The sequence below is a fragment of the Hymenobacter duratus genome (assembly GCF_014698995.1).
GTDB classification, from domain to species: Bacteria; Bacteroidota; Bacteroidia; order Cytophagales; family Hymenobacteraceae; genus Hymenobacter; species Hymenobacter duratus.
Map to the genome: position 1 here is coordinate 38,526 of NZ_JACWZZ010000001.1, position 14,035 is coordinate 52,560.

The following is a 14,035-nucleotide window of genomic DNA, read 5'->3' on the forward strand; positions in this document are numbered from 1 at the left end:
GGATGTAACCCGGCCGCGCGCTAAAAAGTGAGGATGTGCAGGCTAACACTGTCATCCTGAGCGGAGCGAAGGACCTTATCCCGCCCGCCCGATTTTTTCCTTGGTACCACTCAGCGGAGCGAAGGTCCTTCGCTCCGCTCAGGAAGACACCCGTTACCACCCCCTTCCTAAAAAACTGGCACGGTTTTGTAAATACCCCCATTACAAGCCCGCCGCCGGAATTGCGCACCCCGGCCGGCCGCTCCCAACCTCCAACACCCCTCGTCATGAATACGAAACGAATTTTCGGCCGTCTGGCTGCGGCTACGCTATTGCTTTCAGTTTTCGGCACCGCCGCCCAGGCACAGGTCCAGACGCACCGCGTGCCGGCCTATACCGGCAAGGCCCAGGCCCGCCCCGTTACATCCTATAAGTCTTCTGCCAAGAGCACCGGCGGCCCTCAAATCGGCATTCGGGCTGGTGTAAACGTGTCGGACTGGTCCGGCGACGCCGTGCAGAGCGTGATGGATCTGGCGGGCTACACCAACGGCGCCGTCACGAAATCCATGAAAACCGGTTTCCATGCCGGCCTCTACGCCACGCTGCCGCTGGCACCCGGCTTCTCCATCGAGCCCGGCGTGCTGTATTCCGAAAAAGGCACCAAACTGACCGGTACGCTGCCGTTTGAGCAGTTTGATTTCCTGAATGCCCGCGTGACGGCCACTTCCCGCATGGCGTACGTGGATGTGCCGGTGCTGGCAAAAGTCGATATCGTGCCTGGTTTCTACCTGTTTGCGGGTCCGCAGGCTTCGTTTCTGGTAAGCGGCAAGGCACGTGTGGAAGCCGGCGTACTCGGCTTCGATGCCTACCAGCAGGATTTCGACATCAAAGACCAGTTCCGCCCCGTCGATTTCAGCGTGACGGGCGGCCTGGGCTACCAGTCCAACAGCGGCCTTGGCCTGAGTGCCGGCTACGACTACGGCCTGTCGTCGCTCGACAAGAGCAACCGCTTCGACGCCTACAACCGCGTTATCAAAGCGTCAGTAAACTACTCGTTCTAGCACCTTTAAGCTGCTAGTGCAACCACTAAAAAGGCCCCGCTGCTAACCAGCGGGGCCTTTTGCGTTTTCCGGCTCTCCTCCACAACTTCCCCGAAAAACGCGGTATACATCACCTCAATACCCTAGCCCAAAGGCCAGGCCGGGCCCGACGACACATGCCGGCCCCGACCCGCTGCAACCGGCCGGTGCCTGCGCCGGGAGGGTGAGTGAAGCCCCCGACCTGACCCAATTCCTGTAATTCCTGCCTAACGCGCCCCGTAGCTTTCCGCGCCGGGCCGCAGGCCTTCCGCTGCTTTCACCAGCCGCACAAACTCTGCCCGATACCCTTCCGCATCCGTACCACGCGCCGTTTCGGCCAGCTTCGCAGTGGCTCCAAAGGTCGCCTCGCCCCGGTAGTCCGACTCGCGCAGCAGCATCCCGAACTGGGCCACGCTGGCCGCAAAACGCAGGTTTTCCGAGGCCCGTTCCACGGGTATTGCCGGCCCGCGCAACGTGCGCTCCAGCAGCTGGCTTTTGCTGCCCTGCGGCTCTTTGTAGCGCATTTTCACAGTCAGCAAATCCGCCGAAACCGGGGCCGGCTTTTCGGCCGCGCCGGCCTGATACTTCAGCTTGTCTACCAAGACTGGCGCGCCTACCGGCACCACCTCGTAGAGCGCCGTCACGGTGTGGCCCGCGCCCAGCTCGCCGGCGTCTTTGCGGTCATTGTTGAAGTCCTCGGCAGCCAGGGCGCGGTTTTCGTAGCCGATGAGGCGGTACTCGCGCACCCGCGCCGGGTTGAATTCCACCTGCAGCTTCACGTCTTTGGCCAGCGTGAACAAGGTGCCCCCGAACTGCCGTACCAGCACCCGCCGCGCTTCGTCCAGGTTGTCGAGGTAGGCGTAGTTGCCGTTGCCCTTGTCGGCCAGCAGCTCCATTTTCTTGTCCTGCAGGTTGCCCTGGCCCACGCCCAGCACCGTCAGAAACACGCCCGACTCCCGCTCCTGCACCACCAGCCGCTCCATGGCGTCGTCGCTCTGCTCGCCCACGTTGAAGTCGCCGTCGGTGGCCAGCACCACCCGGTTGTTGCCGTCCTTCTGAAAATTGTCGCGCGCCACCTGGTAGGCCAGGCGCAGGCCCGCCCCACCGGCCGTAGAGCCGCCGGCCTGCAGGTTGTCAATGGCCCGCAGAATCTCGCCCCGCTTGCTGCCCGGCGTGGGGGGCAGCACCAGCCCGGCAGCCCCGGCATACACCACCAGCGCCACCCGGTCCTGGGGCCGCAACTCCTTCACCAGCAGCCGCAGCCCCGCCTGCACCAGCCCCAGCCGGTCGGCCCCGTACATCGAGCCCGACACGTCCACCAGAAACACTAGGTTAGCGGGCGGGAGCTTATCGGTAGCTACCTGCCGGCCCTGCAGGGCCACCTGCACCAGCTGGTGCGCCGGGTTCCAGGGGCAGCCAGCCAGCTCCGTCGTCACCGAAAACGGGTCGGCACCGGTAGGCTGCGGGAAGTCGTACTGAAAATAGTTGATCATCTCCTCCACCCGCACCGCGTCGCGCGGGGGCAGCTGGCCCTGCTGCAGAAAGCGCCGCACGTTGCTGTAGCTGGCCGCATCCACGTCAATGCTGAACGTACTCAACGGGTCCTTCCGGGTCGAATGAAAGCCGTTTTCCTGGATGCTGGCATACGATTCGCCTTCGCCCGGTACCGGCTGCGGGGCCGGGTAGTAGGGCTGGCTGGCCTGGCTGTTCGCCCCCCGAATCATAACCCGGGCCTTCGCCGCGTCGCCCTTCACCCGCTCACTCCGCCCAATGTGTACCCCGGCTACTTTGCCCTGCAACGCCCCGCCCGTCACCACCACTTCGCTCAGCTGCTTTTGGTCAGCCCGCAGCGCCACGTTCAACTCCCGCGTGGCAGGCACCGTTTTTTCCACCGTTGTATAGCCTATAAAGCTGAAGACCAGCGTCCGGTGCTGGCCGGGCAGCGCCAGCGAGTAGCTGCCGTCGTGGTTCGTGGACACGCCGGTGCTCGTGCCCTTCACCAGCACCGTTACGCCGGGCAGGCCCTGGCCGGTGCTGGCGTCCGTCACGCGCCCGTGCACGCTCATGGTATCCGCCAGGGCTGCTGGCCGCACGGGCTCTGTCGGGTTGCGCTGCGCTTCGGCAGCAGTACAGAAAGCAAAGGTGCCGGCCAGGGCCAGCAGCGGAAGAAGATAGGGTTTCATAAGGCAGGCCGCTGAAGTGGTTTGGTGGGTTGATACTCCCTTGATGCCGCCCTTTCCCCAATTCCACACGCCCCTGAAAAAAATCCTCCTGCCACCTGCCAGCCATCATCCACCGCCTGCCAGCCATCATCCACCGCCTGCCAGCCATCATCCACCGCCTGCCAGCCATCATCCACTGCCTGCCAGACGTCATCCACCGCTTGCCAGATAGCTCCTACTGCCTGCCTGCTGCCATTTTCTGTGTACTTGGCAGTTCCGGCCGGTAGCGTACCTTTGAAGGTATGGAAACGCAAGCCCCCGCCCTCGTGCAAGACACCGCCATTTTCGACCTGATTCAGCGCGAGAAAGAGCGCCAAACCCACGGCATTGAGCTCATTGCCTCCGAAAACTACGTTTCGGAGCAGGTGATGCGGGCCCAGGGTTCTATCCTCACCAACAAGTACGCCGAGGGCCTGCCCGGCAAGCGCTACTACGGCGGCTGCGAAATCGTCGACCAGATTGAGCAATTGGCCATCGACCGCGCCAAGCAGCTGTTCGGGGTGGAGTGGGTGAACGTGCAGCCGCACTCCGGCGCCCAGGCCAACGCCGCCGTCATGCTGGCCATCCTCAACCCCGGCGACAAAATCCTCGGCTTCGACCTCTCACACGGCGGCCACCTTACCCACGGCTCGCCCGTCAACTTCTCCGGCAAGCTCTACCAGCCCAGCTTCTATGGCGTAGAGCCCGAAACCGGCCTCATCGACTTCCAGAAAGTAAAGGAAACCGCCCGCCGCGAGCAGCCCAAGCTCATCATCTGCGGGGCCTCGGCCTACTCCCGCGACTGGGACTACCAGGCCCTGCGCGAAGCAGCCGACGAGGTAGGCGCGCTGCTGCTGGCTGATATTTCGCACCCCAGCGGCCTCATTGCCAAGGGCCTGCTCAACAGCCCGTTCGAGCATTGCCACATCGTCACGACCACCACGCACAAGACGTTGCGCGGCCCGCGCGGCGGCCTCATTATGCTGGGCAAGGACTTCGAAAATCCCTTCGGCCTAAAAACCCCGAAAGGTGAGCTGCGCATGATGTCGGCGCTGCTAGACTCGGGCGTGTTTCCCGGCACGCAGGGCGGCCCGCTGGAACACGTTATCGGGGCCAAGGCCGTCGCGTTCGGCGAGTGCCTCTCAGACGCCTACACCAACTATACCCACCAGGTAATTAAAAATGCCCAGGCACTGGCCAAAGGCTTTACTGACCGGGGCTACCAGATTATCTCGGGCGGTACCGACAACCACCTCATGCTCATCGACCTTCGCTCGAAAGGCCTCACCGGCAAGCTGGCGGAAAACACACTCGTCAAGGCCGATATCACCATCAACAAGAACATGGTGCCCTTCGATGACAAGTCGCCGTTCGTGACCAGCGGCATGCGCATTGGCTCGGCGGCCGTCACGACCCGTGGCCTCCGGGAAACCGACATGGCCCGCATCGTCGACCTCATCGACGACGTGCTCATGCACCACGACGATGACACGTACCTGCTGCGCGTACGCGGCCAGGTGAACGAGTGGATGCAGCAGTTTCCGCTCTTTTCTTACTAGACGAGTGAGTGGGGAATGGGCAGCGGAGTGAATGAAAAGCGGGCGAACAACATCCCACAAGGGCTGGTTTTCGTTCGTCTTGCATCCCGGCTCTCCAGTACCATTCTCTCATCCGCTCATTCTTTCATTCACTCATTGCTTTGAACAACGAACATCCTGTGCTGGGCGAACCCCAGGAAATGTCCTTCATCGACCATCTGGAGGCGTTGCGCTGGCACATCATCCGCGCGGCCATTGCTATTGTGGTCTTTACCACGGCGGCGTTTCTGGCCAAGGACTTCCTGTTTCACGACCTGATTCTGGGGCCTTCCCGCGCTGATTTCTGGACCTACCGCCTCTTCAACCAAGTGGGCGAGTGGCTCAGCCTGCCCGGCCTGCACATGGACAAGCCGTCGTTTGATCTGCAAAACCGCCAGATGAGCGGGCAGCTGACCATGCACATCAGCACCTCGTTTGTGGTAGGCTTGGCGTTGGCGTTTCCGTACACGTTCTGGGAAATCTGGCGCTTCGTGAAGCCGGGCCTGTACCCGCACGAGCAGGCCAATTCGCGCGGGGCGGTGTTCTTCGTGTCGGTGCTGTTTATCATTGGGCTGCTGTTCGGCTACTACATCGCCGCGCCGCTGAGCATCAACTTCCTGGCCTCGTATCAGCTGGATGCCACCATCGAAAACCAAATTGACCTGCAGAGCTACATCAGCACGCTGACCACCATGTCACTTTCGTGCGCCTTCGTGTTTGAGCTGCCGATGATTGTGTTCTTTTTGGCTAAAGCCGGCCTGATTACGCCGGAAATTATGCGGCTGTACCGCAAGCACGCTATTGTGGTGGTGCTCATTATTGCCGCCATCATCACACCGCCCGAAATCACCTCCCAGATCATCGTCACGATTCCGATTGTGCTGCTTTACGAGGTCAGCATCAGTATAGCGGCTGTAGTGGGCCGCAACCGCACCAAACAGCTCAACGAGCGGCTGGCCGAGAACAACGGCGTCGCGTAACCGAAATCTTCCCTGCAAATGAAAAGTGGCCGGTGAAAATGTTGATCTGAAACCCAGTCGCATTTCTCACCGGCCATTTGCTGTCTACACCTTCTCCTTCTTCTCCTCATGCCCGACCACAATACCATTGCCCTCGGCTCCGACCATGCCGGCTTCGAATACAAGCAGATGCTACTGAACTGGCTCCGCGACAACGGCTACGAAGTCCGCGACTTCGGCACCTATTCCGCTGACTCAGTAGACTACCCGGACTTTGTGCATCCGCTGGCCACGGCCATTACGGCGGGTGAGCTGGAGCGCGGCATTCTGGTGTGTGGCTCGGCCAATGGCGTGTGTATCACGGCCAATAAGCACCGGGGTATCCGCGCGGCCATTGCCTGGGAGCCGGAGTTGGCCGAGCTGGCCCGCCAGCACAACGACGCCAACATCATTTGTGTGCCGGCCCGCTTTGTGAGCGAGGAAAACGCCCGCGCTATTGTCAGTCAGTTCCTCAACACGGCCTTTGAAGGCGGCCGTCATCAGAACCGCGTCAACAAGATTGATTGCTGATTTAAGGCGATGAGGTGAATGGTAAAAGGTGACAGGTAAAATCCAGTCTACGTGGCCCATCCCTACTGTTCACCTCATCACTTCAATTGGTACACCCGTGGAGTGGCTGTAGCTTGGTAGCGCCCGAAAATGGCAGGCACTTTATACTGCAACTCGTCTAAGCGGTTGGTCTGGTCGATGAGGATAGTGGGCGGGTCAGAAGCGAGGTTGCGCGAGAGGCGATACACCGCTGCGTATTGGCTCAGATACCCAAAGTCGGCCTGTGCCAGGCGCCAGTCGAGATACGGCGACGCGGGACGGTTATCAATATACGGGCGCATATCGGGGCCCAGCACCAGCAGGCGCTGGCCTTTGATGGCGGCATACTGCGGGTTGGGCTGCACGGCGTAGCGGCTTTCGGCCGGGAAGCGCAACACGGTATCCAGATGCAGGATTTCGCGGTAGCGCAGCCCTACTACACTGGCCAGCACTGCTACAAACAGCACTTCCACCACCCAGCCGCGCGCCGCTTTCTGCCACAGATACAGGCTGAAATACGTGATGGGCGGCAGCACCAGTATCAATGAGCCGGGCGCCACGCCGCGGCCGGCCCAGGCCATCAGGCCCGCTACCAGCAGCCACACCAGCATCATCTGCTGAAATTTCACCTGAAAGACCAGCCCCAACGAGGTAGTGAACATGCGGGCCAGTGCCAGCAGTAGTACCGCGGCCGGCAGCACCAGCAGCCGCCACTGCAGCGGCAGCGGCAGCCCGTCGGCCCCCAGCACCAAGCCGCTCAGAGTGGGCACCAAATGGAACTGCCGGAAGTCGGGCAGCGCATCGTTGTAGAGAAAGAACGTGGCGGCCACCGCATACGGAAAGCCAAAGCCGCAGAGCAGCAGCAGAAAGCTCCGAAACGAGTTGGCCGCGAAGATGATAACGGCAAACAGCCCCAAGAGCAGAAACAGCGCCAGCGGCAGGTAGCACAGCGCCGCCACCCCAATCAGGAACCCCGCCCGAAACAGCCGCCGGTTGTCGTAGCCTTCGCGGGAAGTAGGCAGCAGCGCGCTCAGCCCCAGAATAATGAACGTGTGCCCCAGCAGCAGCGGCGACAGAATATCCAGGTCCGTGGTGACGCTGGCCAGTACCAGGTAGGTGAGAGCCGCCAGGTAGCCGCGCTCCGGATGCACATCGGCCCGGTTGAGCACGAAATTGAGGCGCAGGGCCTGCGTCAGGAGCAGAGCCAGCGAGATAATGCGGTAGAGCCACAACGGCCGCGACGCAACCAGATCCAGCCCGGCAAAAAGTGCCGCTGCCAGCGGGGCGGTGGCCTCATATAGGTCGCGGTAGGGCAGCGCCCCTTCGTGCAGCCGCTCGCCTACCAGTAGTGCCCGCAGCTCAATGGCCGTGAGCGGAATACCCCACCACAACAGCGGCAGCCGCACGGCCAGCACCAGCAGCAGCAGCGCCACCAGGCGCGTGGGCAAAGGACTTTTAAAAAATCGAAGCAAGCCAGTGAGGAGCTAACAAGTGAAGACGAGAAGACGCAAAGGTACAGCCTTGCCTCAATGCCTGATTTTATGCTTGCCGAGCCCCACTACAGGTTAGCCAAGCCCTATCCTTTCGTCACCGGTTTCCCTTATCACCCAATTACGTAATCACCTGCTTATCTTTGCCAATTCCTATGGAAAGTAAACGACAGCAAAAAGTATCCAGCCTGCTGCAGCAGGAATTGGCCGCCGTATTTCAGCGCGACCTGCCGCACCTGTTTCCGGGCCTGGCGCCGGGCATCAGCACCGTACGCGTCTCGCCCGACCTGGGCGTGGCCCGCGTGTACCTGAGCCAGCTATTGGTAAAAGAAGGCAGCGGCGAAGCTACCTTGGCCCTTGTGCGCGACAACCAGAAAGTGGTGCGCCAGGCGCTGGCCAAACGCATCCGGCAGCAGCTGCGCATCGTGCCCGACCTGGTGTTCTTCCTTGATGACTCGGCCGCCTACGCCGCCAAGATGGATCAGGTATTCGGCCAGCTCAGCATTCCGGACCCGGAGTCTGAGGCCGATGAGCAGCCTGGCGAGGCCGCGCCCAAACGCCCCAAGCTCTTCGCTGACGACGAAAATGAGTAACTGAATGGATGAATGACTGAGTGGGTTTGTCCTCCGTCGTCTCGTCTACCTGGCTCATTTCCTCCTTCACTTCTTCGCTCATCTATTCAGTGCATTACGATCCTATTAAACGCTCTCTGGGCGAAGTTTTTAACCGGACGCCGCTGCTGCGCCGCCTGTTCTATCATCTGCTCGATCTGCTGCTGCTCCGCACTTGGCACGTACACCGCGAGTTGCGGCAGTGGGCCAAAGGCCGGACCAGTGAAGCGCTGAATATTCTGGACGCCGGCTCCGGCTACGGCCAGTATACCTACTGGCTGTCGGGGATGAGTACGAAGTGGAACATCCTGGCCGTGGATGTGAAGGACGAGCAGATTGCCGACTCCAACAAATTTTTCCGTGAGATTGGGCGCACCAACGTGCAGTTTGCCGTGCAGGACCTGGTGCTGTATCAGGAGCCCAACACGTTCGATCTGGCCCTGTCCGTAGACGTGATGGAGCACATTCTGGAAGACGTGGAAGTGTTCCGTAATATCCACGCGTCGCTTAAGGATGGCGGCATGCTGCTCATTTCCACGCCCTCCGACCAGGGCGGCTCCGATGTGCACTCCGACGGCGAAACCTCGTTCATTGAGGAGCACGTGCGCGACGGCTACAACATCCATGAGATTCAGCAGAAGCTGCGTACCGCCGGTTTCGAGCGAATCGAAGCCCGCTACAGCTACGGCGAGCCGGGCCAGATTTCATGGCGCCTGAGCATGAAATATCCTATTCTGATGCTGGGCCAGTCGAAGCTGTTTTTTGTGCTGCTGCCCTTCTACTACCTCGTTACGTTCCCGTTTTGCCTGCTGCTCAACTGGCTTGATGCCCGCACGATGCATGATTCCGGCACCGGCCTCATCGTGAAAGCCTGGAAGTAACCCGCCACCGGCCGTTACCTTTTTCGGCGAGTGGCGTATCTTGGGGCTCCTCCTGTCTATTCAGTTTATGGCCAGCCAATCCGAATCTGAGCAGATACTTACCCGGTAGGTGCCAGTGCTTGCACCGCGCCAGTTAACTACCTTTAGCCAACCATCCACCCGTAAGCTTTCCACCTCGCACGCCCCGCATGGACGTTCCGTTGCTCATTGCCCGGCGTTACTTTTCCTCGAAGAAGAAGCGCAACATCATCAGCATCATCTCCAACATCTCCATGATTGGCGTGGCGGTGGGCACGATGGCGCTGATTATTGTGCTGTCGGTGTTCAATGGGCTGGAGGATCTGGTACGCACACTCTACGGCAAATCGGACCCCGATTTGCTGGTGACAGCTGTGCAGGGCAAGTCGTTTCCGGTGGATGAAAAAACGCTGGAAGAGCTTCGCCGAATCCGCGGTGTTGGTCTGCTCACCGAGGTTATTGAGGACAATGCCCTACTGCAGTACCATGACCGCCAGATGGTGGTGAAGATGAAGGGTGTTTCGGAGAACTACTACACCCAGAGCAATATCGACTCGGCCATTGTGGAAGGCGACCACCGCCTGCGCCGCGGCGGCGAGCCGTATGCGTTGCTTGGGGCCGGCGTGCAGCACGAGCTCAGCATTGCGCTCAACAACCGTTTTGCGCCGCTACACCTGCTCTACCCGCGCAACACCGGCAAAAAAACCCTTTCGCTGAATCCGGAAACCGCTTTCACCGAGAAAACCATCACGGCCGGCGGCGTCTTTCTGATTGAGCAGCATATCGACGACAGCTACATTTTTGTGCCGATTGAGTTTGCGCAGGAGCTTCTTAACTATGGAAACCGCCGTACGGCGCTGGAAGTAAACGTTGGTGACCAGCACGACATTCAGGAGGTCAAGGCAGTCATCAAGAAGCACCTGGGGCCGAAGTTCAAGGTGCTCGACTCCGATGAGCAACACGTGAGCCTGCTCAAAGCCATTAAGGTGGAGAAGATGTTTGTGTTCATCACCTTCGCCTTCATCCTGCTGATTGCCTCGCTCAATATCTTCTTTTCGCTGTCGATGCTGGTTATCGATAAGCGCAAGGATGTGGCCATCCTGCTGGCTATGGGCGCTACCCCGCGCGACATCCGCCGCATTTTCCTGCTCGAAGGTGCCATTGTAGCGTTGGTAGGGGCCGTTACGGGCCTAGCGTTGGGTATCACCATCTGCTGGCTCCAGCAGACGTTCCACATCGTGAGCATGGGCATGGCCACGAGCGTGGTAGACTCCTACCCCGTGAAGATGCAATTCACGGATATTGTGCTCACCGGTCTGGCGATTATCGTCATCACCATTGCCGTTTCGATACGGCCCGCGCTGAACGCCGCCAAGCTCGACGTGCGCGAAAACCTGTAACATTCTTCAGCACTGTCGAGTATTCCATCTACCTGAAAGCAACTTCAGGCATACTGGAATATATGATTCGTCTTATAAATATTACTATTTGTAGAATAAATTTTACTTTTTGGCAAAAAATATAGTATTTAGCATTTGTCCTTACTTTCAACACTGCATTTTGGCCGATTTTTATCCTCATGAAGGTTTCAACTTCTCAACCTTTTCAAATTGTTTATTCGTTGCTTGAGCACGAGTATTTAGGATATTTATTTGAGTCTTATGTAGTTCAGCGTAATCCTAAGGGCCAGCTCACCTTGCAGCATCAAACCGTTTCGGCCAAAAATGCCCCGGAATTTGCGGACGGTCTGGATGAGACGGACTTTGAGTTGGTAGCTCTCACCGACCAGATCCAGCAGGATGCCGTCATTAAAGAGTTCTGGCCGAAAAAAACTACCCCAACCGACTTTTTCCTGAAAATATACGACCCGGATAAGGGCGACAAAGCCCTCCAGGACGTCATCTGCCGCTACGTACAGGAGCGAATGGGCCAGATTCTGGCCCGGCTGCAGGGCAAGTACGTCTTCATTATGGGCAAAGACGGCGAGCCAACGTGGCGCGAGATGGAACTGGCGCCAGAGCCCGCTTCAGTGTTGTTCCATTTCCGCCGCAACGAAGACAGCACACACTATTTCCCCACGATTCAGTACCAGAACCAGAAGCTCGATTTCCAATATAAAAATGCCGTTATCATATGCGAACAGCCAGCCTGGCTGCTTCTGAACAACGTACTCTACCACTTCCGCAATGATGTGGATGGCAGGAAAATCAAGCCTTTTCTCAACAAGAAATTTATTGTTATTCCGCGCCAGGTAGAAGAAAGCTACTTTCAGCGCTTCGTCGCGCCGCTGGTCGAGTCGTTTGACGTGCACGCGCGCGGCTTCGATATTCGTTCGGAGCGCTACGTTGCCCGGCCGCAGCTTACGTTCTCAGACGCACCTACCGCCACTATTGTAGAGGAAGTGCGCCCTACCCGCCGGACCCTCGCCGATTCGGGTGGCGTAGCCGTGGCGTCGGCCGCCATTTCCGACCACATCCACTTCGACCTCAGCTTCCGCTACGGCGACCATACCGTCCACAACGGCTACGACAAGCGGGTGTGCGTGAAGCTGGAGAAGAAAGAGGATAACTACATCTTCCACCGCCTCGTGCGCAACCTAGACCGGGAGCAGGAGATTATCCGGGAGCTGGCCGACCGGGCGCTGGAAGTGCGCAACGGCCGGGCGGTGCTGGAAAAAGCTACTGCCTTCCGCTGGCTGCACCACCACGCCGACGAGCTGGCCCGCATGGGCTTTACGGTACACCAGGGCAGCACGTCCGGCAAAGACTACTTCATTGGGTCGGTGAGCGTGGAAGTGGGCATTACAGAGGCCACCGACTGGTTTGACGTACGCGGGACGGTGCGTTTTGGCGAATTCGAAATTCCGTTCATCAAGCTGCGGCCCTATATTCTGCAGCGCCGCCACGAGTTCCGGCTGCCCAATGGGCAGATTGCCATTATCCCGGATGAGTGGTTTACGCAGTATCTGGAGCTGTTTGCTTTTGCTGAGGAGCAGCCGCACAGCCTCACGCTACGCAAACACCATTTGGCGCTGGTATCAGACCTGCAGAACGGCAACCTGGCAACCGTCGTCATCAGCCGCAAGCTGGAGAAGCTACGCGGGTTTGAGTCGGTGGAGGACCAGCCGATGCCGGTGGGGTTCCGGGGTGAGCTGCGGCCTTACCAGAAGGCGGGCTACAACTGGCTGCACTTCGTAAAGGACTACCATTTCGGGGGTTGCCTGGCCGATGATATGGGCCTGGGCAAAACGATTCAGACGCTGGCACTGCTGCTGCAACGCAAGGAAAGCGGCGAAGCCGGCGGTGCAGCCTCCCTACTGGCCATGCCTACCTCACTGGTATACAACTGGTTGAGCGAGGCGCAAAAGTTCACGCCCGACCTGCGCATCCTGACCTACACCGGTACCTACCGCGACAAAAATGTGGCCCAGTTTGCTGACTACGATGTGGTACTGACCAGCTACGGCATCGTGCGGCTGGATGCCGAACTGCTGAAGACCTACAAGTTCGACTACGTGATTCTGGACGAGTCGCAGGCTATCAAGAATCCGGGCTCTACCACTTCGCACGCCGTGCGCGGGCTGCACTCGCGCCACCGCCTGATTCTGACTGGCACGCCCGTCGAAAACAGCACGATGGACCTCTGGTCGCAGATGTCGTTTATTAATCCGGGCTTGCTGGGCACCCAGACGTTTTTCCGCAAGGAATTTCTTAAGCCCATTGAGAAAGGCAAGGATGAAGGACGCACCCGCAAGCTGCACGCGCTAATCAAGCCCTTCATTCTGCGCCGCCACAAGGCCCAGGTGGCCCGCGAGTTGCCCGACAAGATTGAGCACCTCAGTTACTGCCCCATGACCGAGGAGCAGACCCACGCCTACGAGGAAACCAAGAGCTACTACCGCAACAAAATTCTGCGCAACATTGAGGAGCATGGCACCGCCAGCACCCAGTTTATGCTGCTGCAGGGCCTGACCAAGCTGCGGCAGATTGCCAACCACCCGCGCATGGCCGATGAGACTTATGAGCACGAATCGGGCAAGCTGCGTGAGGTCATCCGAATGATTAAGAGTGTGGTTTCGGAAGGCCACAAAGTATTGGTATTCAGCCAGTTTGTGAAACACCTTGACATCGTGCGGGCTTCGCTCGATGAGCGCCAGATTGACTACGCTTATCTCGATGGCAACACGCGGGAGCGGCACAAAGTGGTGAACCGCTTCCAAGAAGACGAGAAGCTGCGCGTGTTTCTGATTTCGCTGAAAGCGGGCGGCGTGGGACTCAACCTTACTGCCGCCGACTATGTGTTCATTCTGGACCCATGGTGGAACCCGGCCGTGGAAGCGCAGGCCATTGACCGGGCCCACCGCATCGGGCAGCAGAAGACGGTATTTACTTACAAGTTCATCACCAAGAGCACGGTAGAAGAGAAAATCCTGGCCCTGCAAAACAAGAAAATCCAGCTCGTCACGGACTTGATTACTACTGACGAAGCCATTATCAAGAGCCTGACCAAAGAGGACATAGAGGAACTGCTGGGCTGATAACCAGCTACTTCTTGAACACATACCGACAGCCCGATTATGGAGAGTATGCTCCGCAGTCGGGCTGTGTTATGTAGCATACACAATGGGCTTATTTGATGCGGCCAAGCCGGTT

The 14,035-nt window shown here is 59.0% G+C and carries 11 protein-coding genes; 8 read left to right on the plus strand and 3 right to left on the minus strand.

Annotation, left to right across the window (positions count from 1 at the left end; all coding sequences use genetic code 11):
• Positions 1-266 precede the first annotated feature (266 nt).
• Positions 267-1,040, plus strand: coding sequence for a porin family protein (locus tag IC231_RS00170; RefSeq protein WP_190782625.1), 774 nt, complete (start codon positions 267-269; stop codon positions 1,038-1,040).
• A gap of 245 nt (positions 1,041-1,285) precedes the next feature.
• Here IC231_RS00170 and IC231_RS00175 read toward each other — a convergent pair whose 3' ends face one another.
• Both IC231_RS00175 and IC231_RS00180 read right to left on the minus strand, forming a co-directional pair.
• On the minus strand, positions 1,286-3,241 hold the full coding sequence (locus IC231_RS00175; protein ID WP_190782626.1) for a vWA domain-containing protein: 1,956 nt from the start codon (positions 3,239-3,241) through the stop codon (positions 1,286-1,288).
• Positions 3,238-3,534 (minus strand): hypothetical protein, encoded by a 297-nt coding sequence (locus IC231_RS00180; protein ID WP_190782627.1) that lies wholly within the window; start codon positions 3,532-3,534, stop codon positions 3,238-3,240. Before IC231_RS00180 ends, IC231_RS00175 begins: the two co-directional genes overlap by 4 nt.
• Between IC231_RS00180 and IC231_RS00185 the strand changes: the two genes are divergently transcribed.
• The 3 genes from IC231_RS00185 (at position 3,523) to rpiB (ending at position 6,365) form a co-directional block, all read left to right on the plus strand.
• Positions 3,523-4,818 (plus strand): serine hydroxymethyltransferase, encoded by a 1,296-nt coding sequence (locus IC231_RS00185; RefSeq protein WP_190782628.1) that lies wholly within the window; start codon positions 3,523-3,525, stop codon positions 4,816-4,818. The two genes, IC231_RS00180 and IC231_RS00185, sit on opposite strands and share 12 nt — an antisense overlap.
• A gap of 140 nt (positions 4,819-4,958) precedes the next feature.
• Positions 4,959-5,816, plus strand: a complete 858-nt coding sequence (gene tatC, locus IC231_RS00190) for a twin-arginine translocase subunit TatC (protein WP_211538787.1) — start codon at positions 4,959-4,961, stop codon at positions 5,814-5,816.
• 108 nt (positions 5,817-5,924) lie between these two features.
• Entirely contained in the window at positions 5,925-6,365 is a 441-nt protein-coding gene (rpiB, locus tag IC231_RS00195) for a ribose 5-phosphate isomerase B (RefSeq protein ID WP_185888232.1), read from the plus strand.
• Positions 6,366-6,442: 77 nt separating this feature from the next.
• Here the strand turns inward: rpiB and IC231_RS00200 are convergent, their stop codons facing one another.
• Entirely contained in the window at positions 6,443-7,831 is a 1,389-nt protein-coding gene (locus IC231_RS00200; protein WP_190782629.1) for a hypothetical protein, read from the minus strand.
• A 197-nt stretch (positions 7,832-8,028) separates the two neighbouring features.
• Here IC231_RS00200 and rbfA point away from each other — a divergent pair, with 197 nt between their 5' ends.
• The 4 genes from rbfA (at position 8,029) to IC231_RS00220 (ending at position 13,920) form a co-directional block, all read left to right on the plus strand.
• Positions 8,029-8,466 carry a 30S ribosome-binding factor RbfA gene (gene rbfA, locus IC231_RS00205; RefSeq protein ID WP_190782630.1) on the plus strand — a complete coding sequence of 146 codons (438 nt, stop codon included), beginning with the start codon at positions 8,029-8,031 and terminating at the stop codon, positions 8,464-8,466.
• Positions 8,467-8,492: 26 nt separating this feature from the next.
• A complete protein-coding gene (locus IC231_RS00210; protein WP_211538789.1) occupies positions 8,493-9,365 on the plus strand; it encodes a class I SAM-dependent methyltransferase in 873 nt (290 codons plus the stop codon).
• Between the two features lie 188 nt (positions 9,366-9,553).
• Positions 9,554-10,783 (plus strand): ABC transporter permease, encoded by a 1,230-nt coding sequence (locus IC231_RS00215; protein WP_190782631.1) that lies wholly within the window; start codon positions 9,554-9,556, stop codon positions 10,781-10,783.
• Between the two features lie 296 nt (positions 10,784-11,079).
• A complete protein-coding gene (locus IC231_RS00220; protein ID WP_211538790.1) occupies positions 11,080-13,920 on the plus strand; it encodes a DEAD/DEAH box helicase in 2,841 nt (946 codons plus the stop codon).
• Positions 13,921-14,035: the final 115 nt, after the last annotated feature.

What these genes read in the sequence shown, in the direction of transcription:
- IC231_RS00170 (WP_190782625.1), top strand. Translation starts at nt 267, where the DNA reads ATGAATACGAAACGAATTTTCGGCCGTCTGGCTGCGGCTACGCTATTG.
- IC231_RS00175 (WP_190782626.1), bottom strand. Translation starts at nt 3,241, where the DNA reads ATGAAACCCTATCTTCTTCCGCTGCTGGCCCTGGCCGGCACCTTTGCT.
- IC231_RS00185 (WP_190782628.1), top strand. Translation starts at nt 3,523, where the DNA reads ATGGAAACGCAAGCCCCCGCCCTCGTGCAAGACACCGCCATTTTCGAC.
- rpiB (WP_185888232.1), top strand. Translation starts at nt 5,925, where the DNA reads ATGCCCGACCACAATACCATTGCCCTCGGCTCCGACCATGCCGGCTTC.
- rbfA (WP_190782630.1), top strand. Translation starts at nt 8,029, where the DNA reads ATGGAAAGTAAACGACAGCAAAAAGTATCCAGCCTGCTGCAGCAGGAA.
- IC231_RS00215 (WP_190782631.1), top strand. Translation starts at nt 9,554, where the DNA reads ATGGACGTTCCGTTGCTCATTGCCCGGCGTTACTTTTCCTCGAAGAAG.